Source organism: Amycolatopsis anabasis (assembly GCF_009765355.1).
GTDB classification, from domain to species: Bacteria; Actinomycetota; Actinomycetes; order Mycobacteriales; family Pseudonocardiaceae; genus Amycolatopsis; species Amycolatopsis anabasis.
Window position 1 is genome coordinate 41716 of sequence record NZ_VTHK01000005.1, and the last position, 25425, is coordinate 67140.

Genomic DNA, 25425 nt, shown 5'->3' on the forward strand with positions numbered 1-25425 from the left:
GGGCGCACCTGGACGAGCCACGCTCAGCTTTCACCGTCAGGCGCACTGCCGCCGCGTTTTCCGCGGGTCGCTCCGGTTCTCAGCTGCGCTGTCCGGCCTGGGCCGCGCGCTCCTGGGCGAACCGCCAGGCGTCGGCCACGATCCCGCCCAGATCCGCCCGCTCGGGCTTCCAGCCGAGTTCTTCGCGGGCCCGGTCGCTCGCGGCCACGAGCACCGCCGGATCTCCGGAGCGCCGCGGAGCCACCACCGCCGGAATGGGGTGCCCGGTGACCTCGCGGCACGCCTCGATCACCTGGCGGACGGAGAAGCCGGTGCCGTTGCCGAGGTTGTAGATGCGGTGCTCGCCCGCGCGGGCGTGCTCCAGGGCGAGCAGGTGGGCGTCGGCGAGATCGGTGACGTGGATGTAGTCGCGGACCGCGGTGCCGTCGTCGGTGGGGTAGTCCTCGCCGTAGATCGAGATCTGTTCGCGGTCGCCGGTGGCGACCTGCAGGACGAGCGGGATGAGGTGCGTCTCGGTGAGGTGCCGCTCGCCGAACCGTCCGTAGGCCCCGGCGACGTTGAAGTAGCGCAGGCTCACCGCGGCGAGCCCGTGCGCCCGAGCGTAGGTGGTGATGGCGTGGTCGATGGCGACCTTGGTGGCGCCGTAGGTGTTGGTCGGCCGGGTCGGCGCGCTCTCCGGGATGGGGGACTGCTCCGGTTCGCCGTAGGTGGCCGCCGTGGACGAGAAAACCAGCCGCGGGGTGCCGTGGGCGCGCATGGCGTCGAGCAGGCGCAGGGAGGTCACCACGTTGCCGTGCCAGTACTTGGCCGGGTCCTGCATGGACTCGCCGACCAGTGATTTGGCGGCGAAGTGCAGGACACCGTCGAAGCCCTCGTGCAGCAGCGACTCGGTGGCGTCGGCGGCGTCGCCTTCGACGAACCGGGCGCCCTCGGGAACCGCGTCGGCGTGGCCCGTGGAGAGGTCGTCCACAACGACGATTTCGTGCCCGGCCTCGACGAGCCGTGCCGCGCACACACTGCCCACGTACCCGGCACCGCCCGTGACGATCAGTTTCAGGGTCTTGCTCTGCTTCTCCGTCACGATCGGAGCCTTTCTCATCCGGGAGGTACGCATGCCGAGTTAGCGCTTAGTGTCTCTGTAGGTCGACGCGCCACGTTCCCGGGGGTTGCCCCTAACTGTGAGTGATCGCTCCGAATGAGGCCGCTGCCGCGAGTTCCCCGTTCTGGTCGGGCGTGTTTCCCGTTTCGGGAGCCCGAGTTCCCCCGTTTCGGGAGTTGGCGGGTGTCAATGCGGCCTTCGGTGCACGCGGGAAGGCAAGGTTCCCCACACCGCATCGAGCACTCCGAGCACCTCTCGAGAAGCCCTACCGAGAAGACCTCAATGTGGCGTTGGGGACGTTGAAGGTAGCGAAGGCCGCATTGACGCTCGCTCTCCGGAACCCAGACCAGCGTGCCCAGCACCGACACCTGGCAACCAAGGTCCCGGCCTTACTGAGAAGCCCCCGCCGTGTCGGGCTCGCGGCCGGCGCCTGCCGAGGGCACCGCCACGAAGGTGCGGGGCGCGCGCCACCCGGCGTCCTCGTAGGCCTTGGTCACGGCCGCGTCGATGGTGTCCACATCGGACTCCCGTACCAGCGCGATGGCCGAGCCGCCGAAACCGCCCCCGGTCATGCGCGCGCCGAGGGCGCCGTTGTCCCGGGCGACCTCGACGGCGAGATCGAGTTCGGGGGTGGAGATCCGGTAGTCGTCACGCATGCTCGTGTGCGACGCGTCGAGCAGCGGGCCGATCTCGGCCAGCCGGTCGGCTCGCAGCAACTCGACGACGTCGAGCACGCGCTGGTTCTCGGTGACCACGTGCCGCACGAGCGGGCGGAGCTCGTCCGGCAGGGCGGCGAGGGAGGCGGCGAGGGCGTCGGAACCGATGTCCCGCAGGGCTTTCAGCCCGAGCAGGGCGGCGGCCCGCTCGGTGCCCTTGCGGCGCTCGCCGTAGCCGGATTCGCTGTGCGAGTGCTTGGTCCGGGTGTCGATCACCAGGATCTGGAGCCCGGCCGCGGCCGCGTCGAACGGCACTTGGTCGGCGTGGCCGGAGCGCACGTCGAGGAAGAGCACGTGCGACGCGGTGCAGCGCAGCGAGGCGGTCTGGTCGAGCAGCCCGGTCGGCGCGCCGACGAAATCGTTCTCGGCGTGCTGGACCCAGCGGGCGATCTCGTTCAGCTGGGCGACATCGGGCTCGGCCCGGCCGGCGAGCCCGAGCAGGGCGAGCGCGACAGCGCATTCGAGCGCATGAGAGGAGGAAAGCCCGGCGCCGGAGGGCACGTTACCGGCCAGCACGATGTCCGCGCCCCGGTCGATTCCCTGGCCGGCCAGCACCCAGGCGACCCCGGCGGGGTAGGCGGCCCATCCCTCGACCGCGTCGGGGCTGAGATCCGGGATCCGCATCGGGTCGGCGGCTTGCAGGCGGCCGTCGTCGCCGAGGGTGGAGACCGTGAGGATCTGGTCGTCGCGGGCGGCCGCGGCCGCGGCGATGCGGTGCGGCAACGCGAACGGCAGCACGAAACCGTCGTTGTAGTCGGTGTGCTCGCCGATCAGGTTGACGCGGCCCGGCGCGGACCACACGCCATCCGGCGCGCGGCCGTGCGTGGCGCGGAACGCGGCGACGGCTTCCGCGCTGATCCGGGAACGCGCGGCCGCGTTCGGGTCCCCAGGGCTTGACTCGGGCATGCTTGTTCCTGCTTCGCTGTCCTGGCGCCCGGCCACCCCGAAGGCCCCGAGAGCGGAGCCTTCGGCCGGGCGCGTTCCCTGGTGTCCTTACCCGCGGCCGGGCTCGGCGCGCTGATCCCCGCCGGTGCTGATCCGGGAGCGACCGTCCGCGGCCGGGCTCACCGCGCCTGCGCCAGGACGGCGTGCAGCGCCGAGCTGGCCACCTGGACGGTGCTGTTCGCGCCGGTGATCTCGACGGTCGAGCCGCCGCCGTTGGCCTTGCCGACGCTCACCGTGCCGCCGGGCACGATGCCCGCGGACTTGAGCTCGGTCATCAGGGCCTCGTTCTCCTGCACGTACTCGGCGATGCGGCGAATCTCGACCTTGCCGCCACCGGCGCGCGCGAACTCGTCCAGGCGAATGAGGTCGGACTCGGCCGGCGGAGCCGGGACACCGCCCTCGCCGAGCTTGTCCAGGCCCGGGATCGGGTTGCCGTACGGCGAGGTGGTCGGGTGGTCCAGCAGTTTGACGAGCTTGCGTTCCACGGCCTCGCTCATCACGTGCTCCCACCGGCACGCTTCCGGGTGGACGTGCTCCCACTCCAGGCCGATCACGTCGACGAGCAGGCGTTCGGCGAGGCGGTGCTTGCGCATGACCGCGATCGCGAGCTCCCGGCCGTGGTCGGTCAGCTGCAGGTGCCGATCGTCGGCGACCACCACCAGGCCGTCCCGCTCCATCCGGGCGACCGTCTGGCTCACGGTCGGCCCGCTCTGGCCCAAACGCTCGGCGATCCGTGCGCGCAGTGGTACGACACCCTCTTCTTCAAGCTCGTAGATGGTGCGCAGATACATCTCTGTGGTGTCGATGAGCTCGTTCACGCCTGTCCCCTTCGTCCGCGCTGCTCATGGTAGTCGTATGCCCCGACAGTCATGGGCACCAGTTATGGCATCCGAATCGATAACGCTGCCCGAAGCCGAAAAAGTCCGGCCTACCTGGGCGAACGATCAACGGAAGCGGCAGGATGGCGGCATGCGCCCCCTGATCACCACCGCCGAGCTGGCCGCCTTGCTGGACCGTCCCGCCGCCGAACGCCCGACCCTGCTGGACGTGCGTTTCCGGCTCGGTGGCCCGCCCGGTATCGATTCCTACCGCGAAGGGCACCTGCCTGGCGCGGTTTTCACCGATATCGACACCGAACTGGCCGGGGAGCCGGGCGAGCGGGGACGGCACCCGTTGCCCGAGCCCGGCGATCTGCAACGCGTGCTGCGGGCCGCCGGGGTGCGCGCCGGTCACCCGGTCGTGGTCTACGACGACGCGAACGGTTCGGTCGCCGCGCGTGCCTGGTGGCTGCTGCGCTGGGCCGGGCATACCGAGGTCGCCGTGCTGGACGGCGGGTTCGCCGCCTGGGCCGCCGAAGGCCGTCCGGTCACCGCCGAGGCCCCCGAACCGGCGCCGGGTGACTTCGAGGTCCGGCCGGGCGGGATGCCCGTGCTCGACGCCGACCAGGCCGCCGAACTCGCGCGTACCGGGGTCCTGTTCGACGCCCGCGCGCCCGAGCGGTACCGCGGCGACACCGAGCCGATCGATCCGCGTGCCGGGCACATCCCGGGCGCGGTGAACGCGCCGTTCGCCGGGCACACCGGGGAGGACGGCCGCTGGCGGAACCCGGACGAGCTCGCCGAACGGTTCGCCGGGCTCGGTGCGGGCGGGGACACGCCGGTGGGCGCCTACTGCGGGTCCGGGGTCACCGCCAGTTCGGTGGTGCTGGCGCTGGAGGTCGCCGGGCGGGCACGGCCCGCGGCGTTGTACGTGGGGTCGTGGTCGGAGTGGTCCGGCGACCCCGCGCGGCCCGCGGCCACCGGCGAAGAACCGGGCTGAGCGCGGGCGGGTTCGTTACCCTCCAGTCATGCACCCGCCCGCCGTCGTCTGGGATTCCGCGCTGCTGGGTTACGACCTGGGCGGGGACCATCCGTTCAACCCCGTCCGGCTCGAACTGACCATCCGGCTGGCGACCGAACTGGGTGTGCTGGACGGGGTCCCGCTCCTCGTGCCGAAACCGGCGAGCGACGCCGAACTGCTCCGGGTGCACGCCGAGGAGTACCTGGAGGCGGTCAAACAGGCCCCGCTGGCGGGCCACGACGTCGGGCACGGGCTGGGCACCCCGGACAACCCGGTGTTCAGCGACATGCACGATTCGGCCGCGCTGGTGGTCGGGTCCACCCTGCTCGGCGCGCGGAAGCTCGCCGACGGCGAGGCCACCCGCGCGGTGAACATCGCCGGCGGGCTGCACCACGCGATGCGCGACCACGCCGCCGGGTTCTGCGTGTACAACGACTGCTCGGCGGCGATCTCGTGGCTGCTCGACCACGGCTTCGACCGGATCGCCTACGTCGACACCGACGTGCACCACGGCGACGGCGTGCAGACGGCGTTCTACGGCGATCCGCGAGTGCTGACCGTCTCGCTGCACCAGCATCCGTTCACGCTGTGGCCGGGTACCGGCTACTCCGCGGAGACCGGCGCGGACGGTGCCGAGGGCACCGCGGTGAACATCCCGTTGCCGCCGCGCACCAAGGACGCCGGCTGGCTGCGCGCCTTCCACGCGATCGTGCCCGCGCTGCTGGCCGAGTTCCGGCCGCAGTTGCTGGTGACCCAGTGCGGCGTCGACTCCCATGACGAGGATCCGCTCGCCGACCTCTCCCTGTCGGTGGACGGTCACCGCACGATCTACCGCACGCTGCGCGAGCTCGCCGACCGGTACGCCGAGGGCCGGTGGCTCGCGGTCGGGGGCGGGGGATACCAGCTGATCCGCGTGGTGCCACGGTCCTGGACGCATCTGCTGGCGACCGTGCTGGACCGCGACGTGAAACCCGGGACGCCGCTGCCGCCCGACTGGTGCGACAGCGTCCGGCGGGCGGCGCCCCGAGCGGAGCTGCCACTGGGGATGTCCGACGGCGAGCCCACCGAGTTCCGCCCCTGGGGCGACGGCGAGGACGATCCGGTGGACATCGCGATCCGCGACACCCGGCGGGCGGTCTTCCCGTTGCACGGCCTCGATCCGGATGACCCGAGAGACTAACCATGACCACCGAGAAGCTTGACACCGCGAGCGGTCCCCGCGATCCGTACGACTACCCGCGGCGCTGGGAGGCCGACGTCCTGCTCTCCGACGGCGGAACCGTCCACTTGCGACCGATCGTGCCCAGCGACGCCGACCAGATCGTCGCGCTGCACGGCCGGTTGTCCGAGCGCACCCGGTACCTGCGGTACTTCGGCGCGTATCCGCGGATCCCGCAACGGGACCTCGAGCGGTTCACCGTCGTGGACCACCACGACCGGGTGGCGTTCGTCGCGCTGCTCGGCGACGACATCGTCGCGGTCGGCCGGTACGAACGGCTCGACGGCGGGGACGCGGCCGAGGTCGCGTTCCTGGTCGACGACGCGCACCAGGGCCGCGGGCTCGGTTCGATCCTGCTGGAGCACCTCGCCGCGGCCGCCTCGGAGGTCGGGCTGCGCCGGTTCGTCGCCGAGGTGCTCGCGGAGAACGCCGCCATGGTCCGGGTGTTCCGGGACGCGGGCTACCAGGTCAGCCGCGAGATCGAGGAGGGCGTGCTGCACCTGGAGTTCGACATCGACCCGACCGAGGAATCGCTCGCCGTGGCCCGTTCGCGCGAACAGGCCGCCGAGGCGCGCAGCGTGCACAACCTGCTGCATCCGCGTTCGGTGGCGGTGATCGGCGCGTCCACCGATCCGACCAAGGTCGGCTACGCGGTCCTGACGAACCTGCTGTCCGCGGATTTCGCGGGCACCGTCTACCCGGTGAACCCGGAACACCACTCGGTGCGCGGCGTCCGCGCCTATCCGTCCGTTGTGGACATCCCGGATCCGGTGGATCTCGCGGTGGTCGCGGTGCCCTCCGATCAGGTCGAGTCCGTTTTGGACGGAGCGCTGGCCAAGGGCGTGAAGACGCTGCTGATCGTCTCCTCCGGGTTCGCCGAAGCCGGGCCGCACGGGCTGCACGCCGAGCTGCGGCTGGTCGGCGAGGCCCGGGCGCACGGGATGCGCGTCGTGGGGCCGAACGCGCTCGGGGTGCTGAACACCGAGGCGTCGATCCGGCTCAACGCCACCCTCGCCCCGCGCCTGCCGGCCCGGGGCCGCACCGGGTTCTTCTGCCAGTCCGGCGCGCTCGGCACCGCGATCCTCGCCGACGCGGAGGCGCGCGGGCTGGGGCTGTCGACGTTCGTCTCGGCGGGGAACCGGGCCGACGTGTCCGGCAACGACCTGCTGCAGTACTGGGAGACCGATCCGAACACCGATCTCGTGCTGCTCTACCTGGAATCCTTCGGCAACCCGCGCAAGTTCGCCCGCCTGGCCCGGCGGCTCGCGCGGACCAAACCGATCGTGGCGGTCAAGTCGGGGCGGCACGCGGTTCGCCCGCAGCTCGCCGCCACCTCGGCCGAAGTGGACGAATCCAGCGTGCAGGCGCTGTTCGAGCAGGCGGGTGTGGTCCGGGTGGACACGCTGGCGCAGTTGTTCGACACCGCGCTCGTCTTCGCGCACCAACCGCTGCCCGCCGGGCCGCGGGTCGCGATCGTCGGCAACTCCAGCGCGATCGGCCTGCTCGCCGCGGACACCGCGCGGGCGCAGGGGCTGCGGCTGACCTCGGATCCGGTCGACGTGGGCGCGCAGGCGGGCCCGGAGGAATTCGCCGCGGCCGTGCGCGAGCAACTCAACGCACCCGAGGTGGACGCGCTCGTGGTGGTGTTCGTCCCGCCGCTGGCGATCCCCGGCACCGCCTACGCCCGGGCCCTGCGCGAGGCGGTCGTGGAGCTGCGCAAGGAGAAACCGATCGTCTCCACCTTCCTGGCCGCCGAAGGGGTGCCCGCGGAACTGGCCGTCTGGGACGAGAAGCGGGCGCCCGGGCGGGGGTCGATCCCCTCGTACCCGAGCCCGGAGCGGGCGGTCAACGCGCTGGCCCGGGTGGTCCGCTACGCCGCCTGGCGCCAGCGGCCGCAGGGCGCCCTGGTGCGGCCGGGCGGGCTGCACACCGAGCAGGCCCAGGTCATCGTGCGCGAGCTGCTGGCCACCTCGGACGAGAAGACCACGATGATCTCCGACGACGAGGTCGTGCGGCTGCTCGGCTGCTACGGCATCGACGTCGTGCCGTTCCGCGTGGTGTCCTCCGCGGACGACGCGGTCGCCGCCGCGGCCGAGCTCGGCTATCCGGTGACGCTGAAGGCGGTCGACGAGCGGCTGCGCGGGCGCCCGGATTTCGCCGGGGTCCGGCTGGATCTGACCTCCGAGGACAGCGTGCGCACCAGTTACCGGGATCTGTGCGAGGTCTCCGGCGACGAGGAGGTGTACGTGCAGCGGATGTCGCCGAAGGGCCTGTCCTGCCTGATCGGCCTCCAGGACGACCCGTCGTTCGGCACGCTGGTGTCGTTCGGCCTCTCCGGCCTGGTGAGCACCCTGCTCGGCGACCGGGCCTACCGCGCGGTCCCGCTCACCGACGTCGACGCCGCGACGCTCATCCGCGAACCGCGCACCGCTCCGCTGCTCACCGGCTACCGCGGGGACGAGCCCGCCGATCTGGCCGCGCTGCAGGATCTGGTGCTCCGCGTCGCCGCGCTCGCCGAGGACAACCCCGAGGTGCGTTCGCTCAGCCTGGACCCGATCCTGGCTTCGCCCGCGGGCGCCTACGTCGTCAACGCGCGCGTGGTCCTCGGCCCGCCGCCCTCGCGGCCGGACACCGGCCCTCGCCGCCTGCGCCCGATCAACGCCCCGGACTGACCGGAGCCGCAACCCGGCGGAGCACGAGGTAGCCGCCGATCACGGGCACGAAGGCCCTCAGCCGCGCCCCGCGGCCGGATCCCGGCAGGGCGAAGGTCAGCGCGATGACCGCCAGGTAGGCGCAGCCGTGGACCGGGCCGCCCAGCGTGGTGATCGGTTTCCAGTGCACGGTGGCCAGGTTGGCCAGCAGCAGCACCAGCGAGAACGCCTCGGCGAACGCGGCGGCGCGCAGCGGGGTCGTCGACATGATCAGGCTCCCGTCGTCGAACCGGGCCGGAGCACCATCAGGACCACCACGACCGTCCACAGCAGCGCGAAGATTCCGGACGACATGGCCGCCTTGCCGAGCAGCGGATGCGGCTCGGTTCCGGGTTCCGGTCCGGTGAGCGAAGCCAGGATCCGGGTCTGTTGCGGGAGGACCAGGAACGCCAGCACGCCCGCCGCGGCCGCGGTGAGCACGATCGAGACCAGCAGCCACGCCTGGGTGAGGATCTTCATCTGGATCGCGGTCGCCAGTCCGAACACCGGCACCGCCACCGAGAGCACGGCGTACACCCGGGTGATGCGGTTCAGCACCCGCGCCGCGGCGAGGTCCCGCTCACTCCGTTCACCCGCGAGGCGCGCGTAGCGGGGGAACAGGCTCGCGGTGACCGTGGGCGGACCGACAAAGAGGATCCCGGCCAGGATGTGGATGCTCAGCAGCACCTTCGTCATGCCGCTACATTAAGCCAGGCTGAAAGCCGGGCTGCAACCGGGCTGATGAGGCAGACTGTGCCGAGTAACTTCAGCCCCGGATCCGGAAGAGGTCATGCGCTCGGACAGCACGGAAAGCCCGCCGCCCGCGAAGCCGCCGGTCGTCGCGTCCGCGAGTTTCTTGCTCATCGTGGCCGGGCGCACCGCGCAGCGGCGGATGGAGGATTCGCTGGCCGAACACGGCCTGACCCTGCGACACGTCGGCGCGCTGGGACACCTGTCCCGCAATCCCGACCTGTCCTACAGCGATCTCGCCCGGCGGGCGGGGGTCACCGCGCAGAGCATGCACGCCACCGTGCGCGGGCTGGAGAAGATCGAAGCCGTCCGCCGCCACCACGAGGGGCACGGGCACCCGGCGCGGCTGGAGGTCACCGCGCACGGGAAACAGCTGCTGGCCACCGCCGCCGGGATCGCGGCGCGGGTGGACGAGGAACTGCTCGGCTCGCTCTCCCCGGACCGGCGGGCCGCGCTCGCGGAAACTTTGGCCGCGGTCGCTCTACCGCCGGGGCGGTGATGCTCAGTTCTGGTGTGCGGTGAGTACGTCCGGCCACCAGCGTTCGGCGACGCGCGGGTGTGAGCGCAGCCAGCCGATGAGTGCGTTTTCGCCGTAGGCGGCGAGTAGCGGGTTATTCTCGTCCTGGGTGATTCCGCGGGCCCGGGCGGCGAGTTCCGGCGGCAGTGCCAGCGGTTCCACCACGGCGTCCAGCCGGGGTGCGAGGAAGAACGGGATCGAGTAGCGGTCGACGCCAGCGGGCGGGCTGACCACGCGGTGGTCGGTCGCCTTGAGGTAGCCGTTCGTGGCGATCTCCAGCATCTCACCGATGTTCACCACGAAACTGCCGGGGATCGGCGTGGCGTCGATCCAGGTGCCGTCCTCGGACCGCACCTGCAGCCCGCCGATCTCGTCCTGCTGCAACAGCGCCAGGTAGCCGTAGTCCTTGTGCGCGCCGACCCCTTGTCCCGCGGTGGCCTCCGCGCGCGGCGGGTAGTGCACGACCTTGAGGAACAGCGCGGCTTCGGCGTCGAACCAGTCGTCGAAGTAGGTCTCCTCCTGGCCGAGCGCGGCGGCGAGCGCGCGCAGGACCTCGCGGGACACCCGCAGCGCCTCGGACTGCCAGGTGAGCACGATCTCGCGCAGTTCCGGCAGTGCCGACGGCCACTGGTTCGGCCCGACCAGCCGCAAATAGGCGGGTGCGGACTCGTCCAGGTCCAGCGCGGCCCGTTCCGGCCCGATGTCGATCTGTTCCCGCCAGTCCGCGCTGCCCGCGGTGTATTCGGTGCCGGTGCGGGTGTACCCGCGGAATTGCGGCGAGTGGACGTTCTCGATCTCGAGTTTGTGCGCTTCGGGCAGGGCGAAGAACCGGCGAGCGGCGTCCAGCACGCCGTCGGTGATCTGCTCGCTCACACCGTGCCCCACGACGTAGAAGAAACCGACGTCGTGCGCCGCATGCCGCAACTCGTCGAGGAACGCCGCCCGGTCCGGGCCGCGGAACCGGGAGATGTCGATGACCGGAAGTGTGTTCACCACGATGTCCAGAAAAGCACCGAGTCCACGGTTTGCACACCATTTCCCACGATTTGGTCCCCGAGTTTTCGAATCCTTTTATTTCGTGCTGAACAAAACGAATGTTCGTCGGCAATTGCCCGGGCGTCACCGTGTCGTGTGATCTTGTGGCCGGTCCGGGGGCAACCCGCTGACCGCAGACCCCCGATGGCCGTATTGACCGCCGCACCAACCTACGGGACGCTACCCAAGAACATTCGTCAAACTTTCTAAGGTGGGCTGGGATGCATATCAAGTTTCTGGGCAAGGATCCGGACTCCGATCATGGAGACTCGCCGACTCTGTTCGCGACGGACCGTGCTGAACGTAAGACCTACCTCGTTCAAGGGTGGATCGTCACAGACTCGGAAGCCTTGAGTGAATTGGGTCCGCTTCCCAAGGGTGAGTCCGTGGTGGAGGTTCCAGCGGACGTCCTGCGCTTCGCGAGAGAGGTGAGCCTATGAGCCTCTTGATCGGTGACGACTTCCAGCAACTCTTCAAAGACTTCGAGCTCACGGCCTTCCGCTTGGAGGTGCGCGACCGCTACAACGCGCCGCACGAATCCGAATCGCTGCGCCAGTTCCTTGCCGGAGAGGAGGAAGATCGGGATCTTTTCGCTGGCTGGTATGCCATGATCGGGGAGATCGTCGCCGCGGGGAAGCGGTTCGAGCGGGTGCGGGTCGTCAGTCGACCACCAAGCGACTACAACCGATATGGCTACTGGAGTTCTCAGTTCAACAACGCCGCGGGCGAAGACATCCGATACCTGGCTCGCGACCAGGCCGAAGGCTTGCCCACCCATGACTATTGGCTCTTCGACTCCCGCAAGCTGGTCAGGATGCACTTCAATGACGACGATGACACCTTCGTTGGAGCGGAAGTCGTCGATGACCCGGTCGAGATCGTGCGGCACAACTACTGGCGTGATCTAGCCTGGCACCGTGCCGTCCGACGGGAAGAATTTGCGATCGAGTAAGACCAGCGGCGTGACCAGTGTGCAGGAGGCACGCCGCGCACTCGGATTACGGCTCCGCGAGCTGCGCCGGGAAGCCAAGCTGACCGGCAAGGAACTCGCGGAGTCGTTGTCTTGGCCTACTTCGAAGATCTCCAAACTGGAGAATGGCCGACAGACACCTACTGACGATGACATCCGCAGTTGGACGATCGCGACCGGTAGCGAGTCGGAGGCCGAGGCTCTGCTGGCCTCGCTGCACACCCTCGAAACTCGACATGCCGAGTGGCGGCGGGTTCTCCGCCCCGGGCTTCAGCCGCATCAAAGAGAACTGGCTGAAAAGGACAAACGTGTCAGACTCTTTCGGGTGTTTGAGCCGGTCATCCTGCCCGGCTTGCTTCAAACGGCGGACTACGCACGGGCGCGTTTGGGGTCCGGGATTGGTGCTGGAGCCAAAGACCTCGACGACGCGGTGCGCGTCCGCATGCAGCGTCAGGAGATGTTGTACCGGTCGGACAAGCGTTTTCATTTCGTCCTGACCGAAGCCGCTCTGCGCTACCGGCTGACTCGGCCGGAGGTGTTGCTGCCGCAGCTTGACCGCCTGGTGTCCCTTACCGCGCTGCGTAACGTGCGGCTGGGCATCATCGGCTTCGAGAACACCCTCGAGCTGGCACCCCTCAACGGATTTTGGTTGCTCGACGATGACGTAGTGAGGATCGAGACCTTCTCCGCGGAGTTGAATCTGGCGCAGCCGCAGGAGATCGAACTGTACTCGCGGGTGTTTCAGCAGCTTGCCGCGGTGGCCAGTTACGGGAGCGAGGCGCGGGCGATCATCACTCGGGTGATCGACGAGCTTGCCGCCGAGTTCCCCGATGAGGACGATCCGGAAAAGTTCGAGAATGAATGAGAACATTTCTCGCGCCAAGCCAACGAGGGTCCTAGCCTCCGGGGCATGGATGACCTGACCAGTAGCTGCGGGGACTGCCCCGGCAAGGGGTGCGCGAACTGCGGCGGCACCGGCACGATCACGATTGTCGAGGACTGAGGGCGTGCGGCCGGTGGTGGCGCCCGGGTTGGTGGCGGAGGTCTGCACCGACAGCAAGGGGCGTGAGCAGATCGTCTACCGGGCGCCGTTTCCGAGTGAAGGGCCCGTTCAGTGCCAGGGCCGGTCCGGGCGCCTGCTCTGGGTTTACATGTTCGCGCATTTCGTGTTCGTCTGGCCCGAGGGACGCACCCAGGTCGACATCAGCCACGGCACGATCGGTGGCGGCCGGATGCCGCTCTGGGACGGGGTGCCGATCGACGGGGACTGGACATCGGACACCCTCGCCCGGTTCGGGCAAGGGTGGGTCCGCGATCACCTCGGCAAGTTCACAGGCGGGCCAGTTCGGGGGTGAGATCGTCCAGGCCGAGGGCGCCGAGGGACAGGGCGGCCATATGCCACGACTTCAGGTCGAACGCGTCGCCCCGGGTGGCGCGGGCGGCTTCGCGTCCGGCCAGCCAGGCGCGTTCGCCCAGTTTGTAGCTGATCGCCTGGCCGGGACCGCCGAGATACCGCACGATCTCGCTCTCCAGGAAATCCGCGTTTCGCCCGCTGTGCGCTTGGAGGAATTCCAGGGCCAGTTCCGGGGTCCAGCTTTCCCCGGCGCCGAGCGGGGAATCCCCGGGGACCTCGAGGCGCAGGTGCATCCCGATGTCGATCACCACCCGGATGGCCCGCAGCAACTGCTGGTCCAGGTAGCCGAGCCGGGTGCCCGGATCGGTGAAGTACCCCAGTTCGTCCATCAGCCGCTCGGCGTACAGCGCCCAGCCTTCGCTGCACGCGCTCACCGAGCCCACGCTGGTCTGGAACGTCGACAACCGGCCGGAGATCCTCGCCCACTCCGCGAACTGGAGGTGGTGCCCGGGAACGCCCTCGTGGTACCAGGTGCTCACCAGGTCCCACACCGGGAACCGGGTGCGGCCGAGCGTCGGCAGCCAGGTGCGCCCGGGGCGGGAGAGGTCCTGGGCGGGCCGCGTGTAGTACGGGGCCGCCGCGCTGCCCGGCGGGGCGATGCGCGATTCGACCCGTTTCATCGCGTCGGTGAGGTCGAAGTGGTCGCCGTCGAGGTCGGCGATCGCGCCGTCCATCAACCGCTGCAGCCAGCGCCGGATCTCCTCTTCGCCCTCCACGGCCTCGCCGTGCTCGTCGAGGTGCCGGGTCGCCTCCAGGGTCGACGCGCCGGGCAGCACGCGCTGCGCCTGCTCGTGCATCTCGGCGCGCAGCCGCTGGAATTCCGCCCAGCCCCAGGCATACGTCTCCGCGAGGTCGAGGTCCGCACCGGTCCAGTACCGGGCCCAGGCGAGATACCGGTCCGCGCCGACCGCGTCCGGGGTGCCTTCCGCGCGCGGCAGGTAGCGCTCGGCGAGGTCGCGGCGCAGCTCGGCGACGGCCGAGGTCGCGGCGGTGGCCCCGGTGTCCAGTTCGGCGCGCAGCGCCGGCGGCACCCGCGCGCCTTCGGTGAACCCGGCGAACCAGCCGCGCCCGGCGAGCCATTCGTCGAGCTGCTCGACGAACGTGCTCACCTGGCGCGGCGCCGCGAACAACCCGCCGCGCACCCCTTCGTCCAGGGACAGCCGGAAATCGCCCACCGCCCGCGGGACCGCGGCCATCCGCCGGGCGATCACCGCCCAGTCCTCCTCGGTGGCCGTCGGCATCAGCTGGAACGCCACGCGCGCCCGGTGCACCGGGCTGAAGATGGACCGGATGTCGCGCAGGTGCTCGCCGGCCTCGCTCAGCGCCAGGTTCGCCGCGAGCCGTTCGCGCAGCAGGCGCGCGCAGCGCCGCTCGTCCTCGTCCGCGGGTTCGACGCCGTCCAACCGCGCGAGCGTCGAGCGGGCGAGGTCGTCGCGCGCCTGGTGCCCGTCCGGGGACAGGTCCGGCAGCCGGTCCGACGGCCGCCCGAGCGTGGTGGCGAGCAGCGGATCCAGCTCGGCGAGCGCGTCGACGTAGGCGTTCGCCAGGGCACGGACGGAAGTGGTCTCCTGCGGAGCGGTTTCGGCCATGCGGCCATTCTGTCCGTCAGAACTTCTTGGGGTCGACTGCCACCACGAACCGTTTGCCGGGGTATTCGGTCAGTGTCCAGAGCTGGTTCCGCGGCCCGCGGTACGACAGGTCCTCGTTCCCGATCGGCAGCGCGCTCGCGTGCCGGGTCGGCCCGCTGGTCGCGGTGAACGTGTACAGCGAGCCCCGCGCACCGGAACCCGCGCTCGCCGAGGCGTAGAACTTCCCGTCGATCGCGGTCGCGCCCTGCATGCTCTTGATGCCGACCCGGTAGGCCTCGGTCGCGTGCGTGTAACCGTCCGCCGATTCGGAGAACTTCCGGTCGGTGTAGTCGATCGGGAACCGGACCACCCGGGTCCCGGCGCCGTCCGCGCCGTATTCGGGCACCACCACGCTGTCCGGAGTGCTGGTGCGGTCCAGGGATGCGGCCGAATAGCGCAGTGCGGCGACGCCATTCGTCGTGGAGGCGGTGAACTTCTGCGCCTGCGGCAGGGCGTACGCGTAGTCGTGGGCGTGGTACGAACCATCGGACTGGCGGCCGATCTTGTCCTTGTCCCCGGTGGCGACCTGCCAGATGTGCCGCAGGTCGAACGCGCGGAACCCGCCCCAGGTGTCGGCCACGTAGAGGTAGTAGCCGTAGGCGAAGACGCCGCCCGCGTGCACGCCGACGGCGCGGAAGTCGGGCTGGCCGGAGGCGTTGGTGTACGGCTCGACCAGCAGGACGTGCCGGTACTTCGGCGCCGCCGGGTCGGCGTAGTCCACGAAGGACACCCGCACGCCCTTGTTCGCGCCGGAGCCCGCGTAGTACCAGCTCGCGAACATCGCGGTGCGGCCCTCGTACTGGCCGTTGCCGTAGGCGTCGGCGGTGGAGGTGATGCCCTGCGGGTACCAGTCGGCGGTCGCGTTGTCGCCGGATTCCCAGCAGAACGCGGCCACCTGGTTGGTCGCACCGGGTTTGCAGCCACTGCCGGTGATCGCGTCGCGGTTCGCGCTGTCCAGCACCGCCGGCACCGAGGTGACCTTCAGCAGCGCGTCCAGTTTCGCGATCACCGGGCTGTAGGCGCCTTCGGCCAGGCGGAAATCGCCGGGGGTGAGCTTGACCGGGGCCGCGCGGGCGATGGACGGCGCGAACGCCAGTGCGGTCACCGTCAGAGCAAACAGGACGGAGAGTAATCGGCGGCGCAGCACATCTACCTCCATCGAGTGAAGCCGGTGGAGTAAAGGTAGGGGAAAGTGCTAGCCGGGCGGAAGTAGTTCGTAAACCACTTTCTTTTCGGGACGCCACCAGACGGGGTCGGAGCAGTGCCAACCCTGGGCGGAGAGCTCGCGTTTGATTACTTTATAGGTAGATGTTCGGGGTAGTTCGTTGACAATTCGCACGTATCGTGGCAGCTGTTTCGGCCCGAGATCCCGCTGCCGGGTCAGGAACTCGCCGAATTCCGCCGGATCCAAGCCGCCCTCGCGCGGGACGAGCGCCGCCATCACGTGATCGCCCACGGCATCGGGCACCGGGTACACCGCCGCTTCGGCGATGCCCGGATGCCGCAACAGCACGCGTTCGATCGGCGCGGTGCCCAGGTTCTCGCCGTCCACCCGCAGCCAGTCGCCGTGGCGGCCGGCGAAGTAGCAGTAGCCGTCCGCGTCGGCGTAGGCCAGGTCGCCGGTGAAGTACTTCCCGTCGCGCAGGCGTTCCGCGTCCGCCGCCGGATCGCCGTAGTACCCGGCGAACCACCCGGGGCCGGTGGTATTGACCAATTCGCCGACGGCCCGGTCGGCGTTGGCCAGCCGCCCGTCCGCGTCGAACTCGGCGGGCGGGCACGGCTCCCCGGTCTCCGGGTGCAGGATCCGCACCCCGTCGGCGAGTTTGCCCAGCGATCCCGGCGGGGCGCCCGGGGTGCGGGCGAATCCGATGCCGCCCTCGGTCGAACCGAACGCGTCCACCACGTGACAGCCGAACCGTTCGGCGAACGCGGTCAGATCGGCCTCGGCGCCCTCGTTGCCGTACACCAGCCGCAGCGGGTTGTCGGCGTCGTCCGGGCGCGGTTCGGTGGCGACCACATAGGACAGCGGCTTGCCGACGTAGTTCGCGTAGGTGGCCCCGAACTTCCGGACGTCGTCGAGGAAACCCGAAGCGGAGAACCGGCGCCGCAGGGCGACCGCGGCGCCGGCGGCGAGCCCGACCGACCAGCCGGCCATGATCGCGTTGGAGTGGAACATCGGCATCGACACGTACACCGTGTCCGAAGCGGACAGACCGAACCGGTCGGCGAGCATGCGGCCGGGGAAGGCGATCTTGCCGTGCGTGCAGCGCACCGCCTTCGGATCACCGCTGGTGCCCGAGGTGTAGATCAGCATCAGCAGGTCGTCCGGGCTCGCGTCGACCGGCCGCGGTTCGGCGCCGGAGTGCGCGGCGAGCAGCTTCGTCCACTCGGGACCATCCAGCTCGAGCACCCGAGCCCCGCCGAGGTCGAGGCCGTCGAGCAGCGGGAGGTACCGGCCTTCGGCGAGCACGAGCCGGCAGTCCGCCAGCCGGACGTCCCGGGCCAGCGCCTCGCCGCGCCGGGTCGGGTTCAGCCCGGCGAGCACCGAACCGGACAGCGCCGCCGCTCCGAGCAGGAACGAGAACGACGGCACGTTGTCCGCCAGCACGCCGAAATGCGGCGGTTCGCCCGTGAGCAGTTCGCGCAGCAGCGCCGCGTGTTCCGCGCTCGCGCGCACGTGGTCCGCCCAGGACCAGCTCCGGTCCTCGAACCGGAGCCCGGGATGCCCGTCGCCCGCCCGCGCGAGCAGCAGTTCGGTGACCGTGGGGACCGTCATGCCGGTTCGGCCGCGAGCAGGGAACCGAGGGAGCGCAGCTGCGCCGTCGCGCCGCCGAAGGTGAACTCGTGGCGCTTGGCGGCCACGAAGTACCGGTGCAGCGGGTAGTCGGTGTCGATGCCGACGCCGCCGTGGATGTGCACCGCGCTGTGCGCGACCCGGTGCCCGGCCTCGGCGGCCCAGAACTTGGCGGTGGCCACCTCCTCGGCGCCCGGAAGCCCTTCGGCGAGGCGCCACGCGGCCTGCCACAGGGTGAGCCGGACCGCTTCCACGTCGGTGTAGCCGTCGGCGAGGCGCTGGCGGACGGCCTGGAACCCGGCGAGCACGTGGTCGAACTGCTTGCGCTCCTTGGCGTATTCCGCGGTGGCGTGCAGCGCGCGTTCGAGCACGCCGAGCTGCAGCGCGCACAGCCCGACGGTCCCGCGCAGCCGCAGCCATTCGTCGACGCCCGCGCCCGGTTCGCCCAGTACCGCGTCCGGACCGGCCTCGACGGCGGCCAGTTCGACCAGCGCCGCGTCGGCGTGGTCCACGGTCCGCTGCGCGGACACCGCGACGCCGGGCGCGTCCGCGGCGACCAGGAACACGGCGATCCCGTCGGCGGTGGCCGCGGGGACGAGGAACCCGTCGGCGAACGCGCCGAACGGCACGGCGGTCTGCGCGCCGGACAGCCGCCAGCCCGTGCCCGCGCGCTCGCCGGTGAACCCGCAGGGCGCCCCGGTGTCGGGCAGGGCCGCGGTCAGCACGCGTTCCCCGCGCACCGCCGGGACGACCCAGCGCTCGAGCTGCTCGCCGCGGCCGAACTCGGCGAGCGCGGAGGCCGCGAGGGTGACCGTCGGCAGGTAGGGCACCGGGGCCACCGCCCGGCCGAGTTCGATGAGCACGGCGCACTGCTCGAGCAGCCCGAAACCGCCGCCGCCGACCGAATTCGGCAGCGCCGCGTCGATGATCCCGGCCTTCCCCAGCTCTGTCCACAGTGCACGGTCGAATCCACCGGAACCGTGTTCCCCCAACGACTCCGGGGTGACCCGGTCATGCACGATCCGGCGGGTCAGCTCGGCGAGGTCGCGCTGCGCCTCGGTCAGCGAGAAGTCCATGAATGCTCCTGCGGTTAACGGGTGACGGGGAGGCCCAGGGCGGTGGCCGCGATCATGTCGCGTTGCACCTCGTTGGTGCCGCCGCCGAAGGTCAGGATCAGCGAGGACCGGTGCATGCGCTCGATCCGGCCGCGCAGCAGGGCGCCGGGGGAGCCCTCGCGCACGACCGCCCCCGCGCCGAGCACCTCCATCAGCAGGCGGTAGGCCTCGATGGCCAGTTCGGTGCCGAAGACCTTGGTCGCCGAGGCTTCGGCCGGGCCCAGTTCGTGTTCGGCGGCGGCCCAGGCGATCTTCCAGTTCCGCAGTTTCAGGTTCTCCGCGTGCGCGTGCACCCGGGCCAGGTGCAGCTGGACCCAGTCCGCGTCGATCACCCGGCTGCCGTCCGGGAGCTTGGTGGCCTGGGCCCAGGCCCGCACCTCGCGCAGCGCGGACTGGACCGGCGCGGCCGAGGTGAGCGCGACCCGCTCGTGGTTGAGCTGGTTGGTGATCAGCGGCCAGCCCGCGTTCTCCTCGGCGATCCGCGCCGAAACCGGCACCCGCACGTCCTCGTAGTAGGTCGCGCTGGTGCCCGGTCCGGCGACCGTGCGCACCTTGGTCCAGGAGAAGCCCTCGGCCGTGGTCGGCACGATCAGGATGCTCAGGCCCTTGTGCTTGCGGGCGTCGGGGTCGGTGCGCACGGCGAGCCACACGTAGTCGGCGTATTCGATCAGGCTTGTCCACATCTTCTGCCCGTTGACCAGGTAATCATCACCGTCGCGGACCGCGCGGGTGCGCAGCGACGCGAGGTCGGTGCCCGCCTCGGGTTCGGAGTAGCCGATCGAGAAGTGCAGCTGCCCGCCCGCGATGCGCGGCAAGTAGAACGCCTTCTGTTCTTTCGTGCCGAACCGCATGATCGTCGGGCCCACGGTGTTCACCGTGAGGAAGGGGACCGGCACTCCGGCGACCGCCGCCTCGTCGGTGAAGATGAGCTGATCGAGCATCGGCCGGGCCTGCCCGCCGTACTCGGTCGGCCAGCCGATCGCGAGCCACCCGTCCTTACCGAGCTGGCGGACAATTTCCTTGTACGCCAAGCCATTTCCGTACTCGCCGCCGTCGCCCGCCAGGGCCTCGCGGCGCTCCGGGGTCATCAGCTCCGCGAAGTAGGACCGCAGTTGTTCGCGGAGCGCCTCCTGCTCGGGCGTGTAGCTGATCCGCATTCCGTCACCTCCACCCGGGCGCGCTCGTTGTGGTGTCGAGCACGGTCGGCCGCTAGTCTAGAACCTGTTCTAGTTGTACCACCCGTGATCGTCAGGAGGAAGGCATGGAGGTCAGCGTCGACCGGACCCTGTGTGAGGCGAACGAACTCTGCGTGGCCTTCGCGCCGGAGGTGTTCGAGATCGATGACGACGACGAGTTGCGGATCATCCAGCCCAACCCGCCGGAGTCTGAGCTAGAACATGTTTCGCAAGCTGTCGCCGCCTGTCCGAAGAACGCCCTGCTCATGCGGAAGTAAGCGGCGAGATTTGTGCCTTGCTCAGAACGAGAACAGATTCTAGTCTGTGCCGTGAGAGGCGGGCCGACGAGGGCCTGCCCTGCTTCGGTGAGGAGGCAGCCCGGTGAAAGCGGCCGTACTGAACGCGATCGGTGACGACAAGCTGGAACTGAGGGATGACGTCACGACGGTCGATCCGGGCCCGCACGAGGTGCGGATCCGGGTGCGGGCGTCGGGCATCTGCCACAGCGATCTCTCCGCGATGGACGGCACGCTCCCCGCACTGGCGCCCGGGGTCGTCGGCCACGAGGGTGCGGGCGAGATCCTTCAGGTCGGCTCGGCGGTCGAGCATCTCGCTCCGGGGGACCACGTCACGGTCTCCTTCGTCCCGCCCTGCGGCAGTTGCCCGAGTTGCCTGCGCGGCGAGCCCAACCTCTGCGCGGTGCACGCGATCGCCGCGTTCAGCAACCCGAGATTCCGCTCGGGCGACACCCCGCTGTTCGGCTACGCGGGCCTGGGCACCTTCGCCGAGGAGGTGGTGGTGCCCGCCGCCGGTGCGATCAAGGTCGATCCGGACGTCCCGTTCGAAACGGCCGCGCTGGTGGCCTGCGGGGTGCTCACCGGTGTCGGGGCCGTGCTGAACACCGCCCAGGTCAAACCGGGTTCGACGGTCGTCGTGATCGGCTGCGGCGGGGTCGGCATCTCGGTCATCCAGGGCGCCCGGCTGGCCGGGGCCACCGCGATCGTCGCGGTCGACCCGGTCGAGGCCAAGCACGGCATCGCCAAGCGGTTCGGCGCCACGCACGCCACCACCCCGGACGGGCTGGAGGAGATCAAGCAGCAGGTCACCGCGATGGAGGGCTTCGACTACGCGTTCGACGTGGTCGGCCTGCCCGCGACCATCCGCTCGGCCTGGGACCAGGCCCGGCGCGGCGGTTCCGTGGTCGTGGTCGGCGCGGGCAAGGGCGACGCGATGGTGCAGTTCAGTGCGCAGGAGTTGTTCCTGCACGACAAGAAGATCCTCGGCTCCTTCTACGGTTCGGCGCACGTCCACCGCGACACCGGCCGGATGCTCAAGTTCTGGCGGGCCGGGCTGCTCGACCTGGACGGCATGATCTCGCGCAAGATCGGCTTCGACGACATCAACGAGGGCCTGGGCGTGCTGCGGGGCGGCAGCACCGACGTCATCCGCCAGGTGGTGACCCTCGATTGAGTACCGATCTCGACGGTAAGGCCGCGATCGTCACCGGTGCGGGCGCCGGGCTCGGCCGGGCCGAGGCGCTCGCGCTCGCCAACGCCGGGGCCTCGGTAGTGGTCAACGACATCTCGCAGGCGGCGGGTTCCGTCGTCGACGAGATCGAGGCCGCGGGCGGCAAGGCGCTGCTGGTCACCGGGGACGTGTCGGAACGCGCGACCGCCGACGCGCTGCTGGCCGCGGCGACCGAGCACTTCGGCGGCCTGCACATCCTGGTGAACAACGCGGGCCTGCTGCGCGACCGGATGGTGTTCTCGATGTCCGACGAGGACTGGGACACCGTGATCCGGGTGCATCTGCGCGGCCATTTCCTGTTGTCCCGCAACGCGGCCGCCTACTGGCGGCAGCAGTCCAAAGCAGACGGGAAGCCGGTCTACGGCAGCGTGGTGAACACCGCGTCCGAGGCGTTCCTGGTGGGTTCGGCCGGGCAGCCGAACTACTCCGCCGCCAAGGCCGGGATCGCCGCGCTGACCGTGGCCACCGCGCGCGGCTGCGCCCGCTACGGGGTCCGGGCCAACGCGATCTGCCCGCGCGCCCGGACCGCGATGACGCAGGAGGTGTTCGGCGAGGCGCCCGAAGGCGACGATCCGCTGTCGGTCGATCACGTGGCGCCGTTCGTCGCCTTCCTGGCCTCGCCCGCCGCGGCGCGGATCAACGGCCAGGTCTTCGTGGTGCACGGCGGGATGGCCGCCCTGCTCCGGCCGCCCACGGTCGAGCAGCGCTTCGACGGCGACCTCGCCTCGACCGTCGGCGCGTACTTCGCCGACCGCGATCCCGAGCAGATGTTCGCCGCCACCGAGATCCTCTCGCTCTCGTAAGGAGTAGCCACAATGACGCTTACCGTGCAACCGCATCGCGAGTCGGTCGGCCTGAAGACCGGTCAGCTCTACATCGACGGGCAATGGGGACCGGCCAAGGACGCGACGACCTGGACCCACCACCACCCGGCCACCGGCGAGCCGATCGGCGAGTTCGCGGTCGCCTCGGCCGCCGACGTGGACGCCGCCGTCGCCGCCGCCCGCCGCGCCTTCGACGGCGGCGAATGGTCGAACGCGCGCGCCGGCGTGCGGATCGGCGTGCTGCACCGGTTCGCCGCGCTGCTGCGCGAGCACGCCGACGAACTGCGCGCGCTGCAGGCACTGGACAACAGCGTGCCGCTGTCGTTCGGCGGGATCTACGCGACCTCGGTCGGCGCCGCGGCGGACGTGTTCGACCACCACGCGGGCTGGATCGACAAGATCGGCGGGGAGACCCTGCCCCCGTACCAGGGCGGCGACCACCTGGCGATGACCTTCCGCGAGCCGATCGGCGTGGTCGCGGCGATCCTGCCGTGGAACGCGCCGTTCCTGCTGTTCGCGCAGAAGCTCGCCCCCGCGCTCGGCGCGGGCTGCACGGTGGTGCTGAAACCGTCCGAGTACGCCACGTTCTCCGTGCTGCGCATGGTCGAACTGCTCGCCGAGGCGGGGCTCCCGGCCGGCACGCTCAACGTGGTCACCGGGCCCGGCGACCCCACCGGGGAGCGGCTGATCACGCATCCGGACGTGGACAAGGTGAGCTTCACCGGCAGCCGGGGCGTCGGCAAGCGGATCGTGGAGGCCTCGGCGGGCACGCTCAAACGCGTTTCGCTCGAGCTCGGCGGCAAGAGCCCGGCGCTGTGCTTCGCGGACGCCCCGAACGTCGGCCTCGCCGCGGCGACCACGATCGGCGCGGTCACCATGGGCCTGTCCGGCCAGGCATGCGTGGCCAACACGCGGGCGCTGGTGCACCGGGACGTCTACGACGAGTTCATCGCCGCCGCGCAGGGCATGGCCGCGGCCATCACCTACGGCGACCCGTTCGACCCCGGGGTCATCTCCAGCCCGCTGATCAACGAACGGCAGCTGGAACGCGTGCTCGGTTACATCCAGCGCGGCAAGGACGAGGGCGCCCGGCTGGTCTGCGGCGGCGAACGCCTCGAAGGCGACCTGGCGAACGGCAACTTCGTCGCGCCGACGATCTTCGCGGACGTGGAGAACTCGGCCACCATCGCGCAGGAGGAGATCTTCGGCCCGGTGCTCGCGGTCGTCCCGTTCGAATCCGAGGAGGAGGCGGTCCGGCTGGCCAACGACACCGAGTACGGCCTCGGCGCCAGCATCTTCAGCGGGGACGCGCAGCGCGTGTTCCGGGTGTCGCGCAAGCTCCGGGTCGGCACCATCGGGGTCAACGGGTTCCAGGTGGAACCGCATCTGCCGTTCGGCGGCTTCAAGCAGTCCGGGCTCGGCCGGGAGGGCGGCCGGTCGGCGTTCGAGGCCTACACCGAACTCAAGACCGTGCTCATGCCGCTGACCGACGAGTTGATGTGATGGCTCGCCTCGAGGACAAGGTCGCGCTGATCACCGGGGCCGCCCGCGGGCAGGGGGCGGCCGCGGTGCGGCGGTTCGTGGCCGAGGGCGCGCGCGTGGTGATCGCCGACATCGAGGACGAGGCGGGCAAGGCGCTCGCCGACGAACTCGGCGACGCGGCCGTCTACCAGCACCTGGACGTGACCGAGGAGGACGGCTGGGCCGCCGCCGTGGCAGCCACGGTACAAGCGTTCGGCAAGCTGAACGTGCTGGTCAACAACGCCGGGATCCTGCACTTCTCCGCGCTGGAGCAGACCGCGCTCGCCGATTACGAACGCGTGATCAAAGTGAACCAGATCGGGGCGTTTCTCGGCATGCGTTCGGTCGTTGAACCCATGTCCCTCGCTGGTGGGGGTTCGATCGTCAATGTGTCCTCTGTGGAGGGTCTGGCCGGAATGCCGTTCCTCGTCGCCTACACCGCGAGCAAGTTCGCGATCCGGGGCATGACGAAGGTGGCCGCGCTGGAGCTGGGGGCCAAGGGCATCCGGGTCAACTCGGTCCATCCGGGCATGATCGACACGAAGATGATCTCCGACGCGGTGGGCGGGGCGGAGGTGGACTTCAGCCCGATCACCAAGCGGCTCCCGCTCGGCCGGGTCGGGAAGCCGGAGGAGATCGCCGGGGTGGTGGTGTTCCTGGCGAGCGATGACAGTTCGTACTGCACCGGCGCGGAGTTCACCGCCGACGGCGGCGCGACCGCGACACACGCGTTGAAGGTGTGACGGAGGACAAACGGGTTAGTTCATGAACCAGTGAGTGAACACCGCTAACCGGAATCGGGCGCGGGCGGTGCGAAAGACTCGGTGCAACGGAGCATTAGAGGAGGTGTCGTGGGCGTTCGAGACGGTTCGGTCGCCATCCCGGGCACCGCCGCGCTGACCCAGGTGGGCAGGCTCTCCACGCTCTCCTGGGAGGTCCTGCGCGCGATTCCCCGGCGGCCGTTCCAGTTCCGCGAATGGATCCAGCAGTGCTGGTTCTTCGCCAGCGTGACCATCCTGCCGACCGCGCTCGTCGCCATCCCGTTCGGCGCGGTGATCGCGCTGCAGCTCGGTTCGCTGACCCAGCAGATCGGCGCGCAGTCGTTCACCGGCGCGGCCAGCGCGCTCGCCATCGTGCAGCAGGCGAGCCCGCTGATCACCGCGCTGCTGGTGGCCGGCGCGGGCGGCAGCGCGGTGTGCGCGGACATCGGGGCGCGCAAGATCCGCGAAGAGATCGACGCCATGGAGGTGCTCGGGGTCAACCCGATCCAGCGGCTCATCGTGCCGCGGGTGCTCGCCGCGATCGTGGTTTCGGTGCTGCTGAACGGTTTGGTCAGCGTCGTCGGGGTGCTCGGCGGGTACTTCTTCAACGTGGTCATGCAGGGCGGCACCCCGGGCGCCTACCTGGCCAGTTTCAACGCCCTCGCCCAGCTGCCGGACCTGTGGATCAGCGAGATCAAGGCGCTGCTCTACGGATTCGTCGCCGGGGTGGTCGCCGCGTTCCGCGGGCTGAACCCGGCGGGCGGGCCGAAGGGCGTGGGGGACGCGGTGAACCAGGCGGTGGTCATCACGTTCCTGCTGCTGTTCCTGATCAACGTGGTGCTCACCGCGATCTACCTGCAGATCGTGCCGCCGAAGGCGTTGTGAC

At 70.3% G+C, this 25425-nt stretch carries 24 protein-coding genes; 13 read left to right on the forward strand and 11 right to left on the reverse strand.

Features of this window, described 5'->3' with window-relative positions:
- Window positions 1–79: 79 nt before the first annotated feature.
- The 3 genes from galE to FXO23_RS08340 form a co-directional block, all read right to left on the reverse strand.
- Window positions 80–1081, reverse strand: a complete 1002-nt coding sequence (gene galE, locus FXO23_RS08330; RefSeq protein WP_246257039.1) for a UDP-glucose 4-epimerase GalE — start codon at window positions 1079–1081, stop codon at window positions 80–82.
- A gap of 407 nt (window positions 1082–1488) precedes the next feature.
- A complete protein-coding gene (galK, locus tag FXO23_RS08335; protein WP_158882570.1) occupies window positions 1489–2721 on the reverse strand; it encodes a galactokinase in 1233 nt (410 codons plus the stop codon).
- A gap of 158 nt (window positions 2722–2879) precedes the next feature.
- Window positions 2880–3578 carry an iron-dependent transcriptional repressor DtxR gene (locus tag FXO23_RS08340; protein WP_158882572.1) on the reverse strand — a complete coding sequence of 233 codons (699 nt, stop codon included), beginning with the start codon at window positions 3576–3578 and terminating at the stop codon, window positions 2880–2882.
- 151 nt (window positions 3579–3729) lie between these two features.
- Between FXO23_RS08340 and FXO23_RS08345 the strand changes: the two genes are divergently transcribed.
- From FXO23_RS08345 to FXO23_RS08355, 3 genes are read left to right on the forward strand one after another with little or no spacing between them, the layout of a single operon-like run.
- Window positions 3730–4578 (forward strand): sulfurtransferase, encoded by an 849-nt coding sequence (locus FXO23_RS08345; protein ID WP_158882574.1) that lies wholly within the window; start codon window positions 3730–3732, stop codon window positions 4576–4578.
- 28 nt (window positions 4579–4606) lie between these two features.
- A complete protein-coding gene (locus tag FXO23_RS08350; RefSeq protein WP_158882576.1) occupies window positions 4607–5779 on the forward strand; it encodes an acetoin utilization protein AcuC in 1173 nt (390 codons plus the stop codon).
- 2 nt (window positions 5780–5781) lie between these two features.
- The gene (locus FXO23_RS08355; protein ID WP_158882578.1) at window positions 5782–8490 is read left to right on the forward strand and encodes a bifunctional acetate--CoA ligase family protein/GNAT family N-acetyltransferase; all 2709 of its coding nucleotides are present in this window, start codon (window positions 5782–5784) and stop codon (window positions 8488–8490) included.
- Here FXO23_RS08355 and FXO23_RS08360 read toward each other — a convergent pair.
- Together FXO23_RS08360 and FXO23_RS08365 are read right to left on the reverse strand one after the other, a co-directional pair.
- Window positions 8474–8737 (reverse strand): hypothetical protein, encoded by a 264-nt coding sequence (locus FXO23_RS08360; RefSeq protein ID WP_158882580.1) that lies wholly within the window; start codon window positions 8735–8737, stop codon window positions 8474–8476. The genes FXO23_RS08355 and FXO23_RS08360 overlap by 17 nt on opposite strands.
- A 2-nt stretch (window positions 8738–8739) precedes the next feature.
- Window positions 8740–9204 (reverse strand): DUF2269 family protein, encoded by a 465-nt coding sequence (locus FXO23_RS08365; RefSeq protein WP_158882582.1) that lies wholly within the window; start codon window positions 9202–9204, stop codon window positions 8740–8742.
- A 94-nt stretch (window positions 9205–9298) separates the two neighbouring features.
- On the opposite strand from FXO23_RS08365, the gene FXO23_RS08370 reads away from it, so the two are divergent.
- On the forward strand, window positions 9299–9757 hold the full coding sequence (locus tag FXO23_RS08370; RefSeq protein WP_158882584.1) for a MarR family winged helix-turn-helix transcriptional regulator: 459 nt from the start codon (window positions 9299–9301) through the stop codon (window positions 9755–9757).
- 3 nt (window positions 9758–9760) lie between these two features.
- Here FXO23_RS08370 and FXO23_RS08375 read toward each other — a convergent pair whose 3' ends face one another.
- A complete protein-coding gene (locus FXO23_RS08375) occupies window positions 9761–10771 on the reverse strand; it encodes an isopenicillin N synthase family dioxygenase (protein WP_425484851.1) in 1011 nt (336 codons plus the stop codon).
- A gap of 475 nt (window positions 10772–11246) precedes the next feature.
- On the opposite strand from FXO23_RS08375, the gene FXO23_RS08380 reads away from it, so the two are divergent.
- The 3 genes from FXO23_RS08380 (at window position 11247) to FXO23_RS51480 (ending at window position 13135) form a co-directional block, all read left to right on the forward strand.
- Window positions 11247–11762 (forward strand): DUF6879 family protein, encoded by a 516-nt coding sequence (locus tag FXO23_RS08380; protein ID WP_158882586.1) that lies wholly within the window; start codon window positions 11247–11249, stop codon window positions 11760–11762.
- A complete protein-coding gene (locus FXO23_RS08385; protein ID WP_246257041.1) occupies window positions 11728–12645 on the forward strand; it encodes a helix-turn-helix domain-containing protein in 918 nt (305 codons plus the stop codon). Before FXO23_RS08380 ends, FXO23_RS08385 begins: the two co-directional genes overlap by 35 nt.
- A gap of 142 nt (window positions 12646–12787) precedes the next feature.
- Window positions 12788–13135 carry a hypothetical protein gene (locus FXO23_RS51480; RefSeq protein WP_246257046.1) on the forward strand — a complete coding sequence of 116 codons (348 nt, stop codon included), beginning with the start codon at window positions 12788–12790 and terminating at the stop codon, window positions 13133–13135.
- Here FXO23_RS51480 and FXO23_RS08395 read toward each other — a convergent pair.
- Genes FXO23_RS08395 through FXO23_RS08415 form a run of 5 tightly spaced genes read right to left on the reverse strand, consistent with a single transcriptional unit; the run spans window position 13110 to window position 19888 of the window.
- Complete coding sequence (locus FXO23_RS08395) at window positions 13110–14783, reverse strand: DUF885 domain-containing protein (RefSeq protein WP_158882588.1); 1674 nt, start codon at window positions 14781–14783, stop codon at window positions 13110–13112. The two genes, FXO23_RS51480 and FXO23_RS08395, sit on opposite strands and share 26 nt — an antisense overlap.
- 16 nt (window positions 14784–14799) lie before the next feature.
- On the reverse strand, window positions 14800–15981 hold the full coding sequence (locus FXO23_RS08400) for an LVIVD repeat-containing protein (RefSeq protein ID WP_158882590.1): 1182 nt from the start codon (window positions 15979–15981) through the stop codon (window positions 14800–14802).
- 36 nt (window positions 15982–16017) lie between these two features.
- The gene (locus FXO23_RS08405; protein ID WP_158882592.1) at window positions 16018–17598 is read right to left on the reverse strand and encodes a long-chain-fatty-acid--CoA ligase; all 1581 of its coding nucleotides are present in this window, start codon (window positions 17596–17598) and stop codon (window positions 16018–16020) included.
- Window positions 17595–18692 (reverse strand): acyl-CoA dehydrogenase family protein, encoded by a 1098-nt coding sequence (locus FXO23_RS08410; RefSeq protein WP_158882594.1) that lies wholly within the window; start codon window positions 18690–18692, stop codon window positions 17595–17597. Before FXO23_RS08410 ends, FXO23_RS08405 begins: the two co-directional genes overlap by 4 nt.
- Before the next feature lie 14 nt (window positions 18693–18706).
- Window positions 18707–19888: an acyl-CoA dehydrogenase family protein gene (locus FXO23_RS08415; RefSeq protein WP_158882596.1), complete on the reverse strand. Its 1182-nt coding sequence runs from the start codon at window positions 19886–19888 to the stop codon at window positions 18707–18709.
- A 104-nt stretch (window positions 19889–19992) separates the two neighbouring features.
- On the opposite strand from FXO23_RS08415, the gene FXO23_RS08420 reads away from it, so the two are divergent.
- From FXO23_RS08420 to FXO23_RS08445, 6 genes are all read left to right on the forward strand, one after another.
- A complete protein-coding gene (locus tag FXO23_RS08420; protein ID WP_158882598.1) occupies window positions 19993–20184 on the forward strand; it encodes a ferredoxin in 192 nt (63 codons plus the stop codon).
- Window positions 20185–20287: 103 nt separating this feature from the next.
- On the forward strand, window positions 20288–21376 hold the full coding sequence (locus FXO23_RS08425; RefSeq protein ID WP_158882600.1) for an alcohol dehydrogenase catalytic domain-containing protein: 1089 nt from the start codon (window positions 20288–20290) through the stop codon (window positions 21374–21376).
- Window positions 21373–22236 (forward strand): 3-oxoacyl-ACP reductase, encoded by an 864-nt coding sequence (locus FXO23_RS08430; RefSeq protein WP_158882602.1) that lies wholly within the window; start codon window positions 21373–21375, stop codon window positions 22234–22236. Before FXO23_RS08425 ends, FXO23_RS08430 begins: the two co-directional genes overlap by 4 nt.
- Window positions 22237–22248: 12 nt before the next feature.
- On the forward strand, window positions 22249–23760 hold the full coding sequence (locus tag FXO23_RS08435) for an aldehyde dehydrogenase family protein (protein WP_158882604.1): 1512 nt from the start codon (window positions 22249–22251) through the stop codon (window positions 23758–23760).
- Complete coding sequence (locus FXO23_RS08440) at window positions 23760–24521, forward strand: glucose 1-dehydrogenase (RefSeq protein ID WP_158882606.1); 762 nt, start codon at window positions 23760–23762, stop codon at window positions 24519–24521. Before FXO23_RS08435 ends, FXO23_RS08440 begins: the two co-directional genes overlap by 1 nt.
- Window positions 24522–24629: 108 nt before the next feature.
- The gene (locus tag FXO23_RS08445) at window positions 24630–25424 is read left to right on the forward strand and encodes an MlaE family ABC transporter permease (protein WP_158882608.1); all 795 of its coding nucleotides are present in this window, start codon (window positions 24630–24632) and stop codon (window positions 25422–25424) included.
- The last annotated feature ends 1 nt before the right edge of the window (window position 25425 follow it).

Coding starts and splice junctions, on each gene's coding strand:
- galK (WP_158882570.1), bottom strand. CDS start 2,721: ATGCCCGAGTCAAGCCCTGGGGACCCGAACGCGGCCGCGCGTTCCCGG.
- FXO23_RS08345 (WP_158882574.1), top strand. CDS start 3,730: ATGCGCCCCCTGATCACCACCGCCGAGCTGGCCGCCTTGCTGGACCGT.
- FXO23_RS08350 (WP_158882576.1), top strand. CDS start 4,607: ATGCACCCGCCCGCCGTCGTCTGGGATTCCGCGCTGCTGGGTTACGAC.
- FXO23_RS08355 (WP_158882578.1), top strand. CDS start 5,782: ATGACCACCGAGAAGCTTGACACCGCGAGCGGTCCCCGCGATCCGTAC.
- FXO23_RS08360 (WP_158882580.1), bottom strand. CDS start 8,737: ATGTCGACGACCCCGCTGCGCGCCGCCGCGTTCGCCGAGGCGTTCTCG.
- FXO23_RS08365 (WP_158882582.1), bottom strand. CDS start 9,204: ATGACGAAGGTGCTGCTGAGCATCCACATCCTGGCCGGGATCCTCTTT.
- FXO23_RS08370 (WP_158882584.1), top strand. CDS start 9,299: ATGCGCTCGGACAGCACGGAAAGCCCGCCGCCCGCGAAGCCGCCGGTC.
- FXO23_RS08380 (WP_158882586.1), top strand. CDS start 11,247: ATGAGCCTCTTGATCGGTGACGACTTCCAGCAACTCTTCAAAGACTTC.
- FXO23_RS08395 (WP_158882588.1), bottom strand. CDS start 14,783: ATGGCCGAAACCGCTCCGCAGGAGACCACTTCCGTCCGTGCCCTGGCG.
- FXO23_RS08400 (WP_158882590.1), bottom strand. CDS start 15,981: ATGGAGGTAGATGTGCTGCGCCGCCGATTACTCTCCGTCCTGTTTGCT.
- FXO23_RS08405 (WP_158882592.1), bottom strand. CDS start 17,598: ATGACGGTCCCCACGGTCACCGAACTGCTGCTCGCGCGGGCGGGCGAC.
- FXO23_RS08410 (WP_158882594.1), bottom strand. CDS start 18,692: ATGGACTTCTCGCTGACCGAGGCGCAGCGCGACCTCGCCGAGCTGACC.
- FXO23_RS08415 (WP_158882596.1), bottom strand. CDS start 19,888: ATGCGGATCAGCTACACGCCCGAGCAGGAGGCGCTCCGCGAACAACTG.
- FXO23_RS08420 (WP_158882598.1), top strand. CDS start 19,993: ATGGAGGTCAGCGTCGACCGGACCCTGTGTGAGGCGAACGAACTCTGC.
- FXO23_RS08435 (WP_158882604.1), top strand. CDS start 22,249: ATGACGCTTACCGTGCAACCGCATCGCGAGTCGGTCGGCCTGAAGACC.
- FXO23_RS08440 (WP_158882606.1), top strand. CDS start 23,760: ATGGCTCGCCTCGAGGACAAGGTCGCGCTGATCACCGGGGCCGCCCGC.